The sequence below is a fragment of the Lacihabitans sp. CCS-44 genome (assembly GCF_024343735.1).
GTDB lineage: Bacteria > Bacteroidota > Bacteroidia > Cytophagales > Spirosomataceae > Leadbetterella.
This window is the reverse complement of record NZ_RJUE01000023.1, coordinates 1-374: the sequence shown is the minus strand read 5'-3', so window position 1 is coordinate 374 and position 374 is coordinate 1. Positions and strand designations below refer to the sequence as shown.

The 374-nt window shown below is 48.7% G+C and carries 1 pseudogene; it reads left to right on the top strand.

The window, feature by feature from the left end:
• Positions 1 to 99: 99 nt before the first annotated feature.
• A pseudogene (locus tag EGI26_RS07045) lies at positions 100 to 374 on the top strand (hypothetical protein); the annotation flags it as partial.

Sequence of the window (374 nt, the reverse complement as noted above, 5' to 3'; positions counted from 1 at the left end):
GTCAACATTGCCAGTGTAACGACAACCGAATTGCCAGTAGCCAAGAGAGACACGGCGACCACAAGCATCACCAGCAACGACAGTTTGAGCATCACCAAAGTGGTAGACCAGACGACGATAGCAGCTCCAGGTACGCTGAACTATACCATCACGGTAATCAACGAAGGCAATACCGATTTGACCAACGTTACCTTAACCGATGATTTGGCAGGCAGTGCGACACTTACCAGTGGCGACAACAACAGCAACAATATCCTCAATGTAGGAGAAGTATGGATATATTCGGCGACATATGCAGCAACGCAGACGGACATCAACAATGGAACAGACCTGGTCAACATTGCCAGTGTAACGACAACCGAATTGCCAGTAGC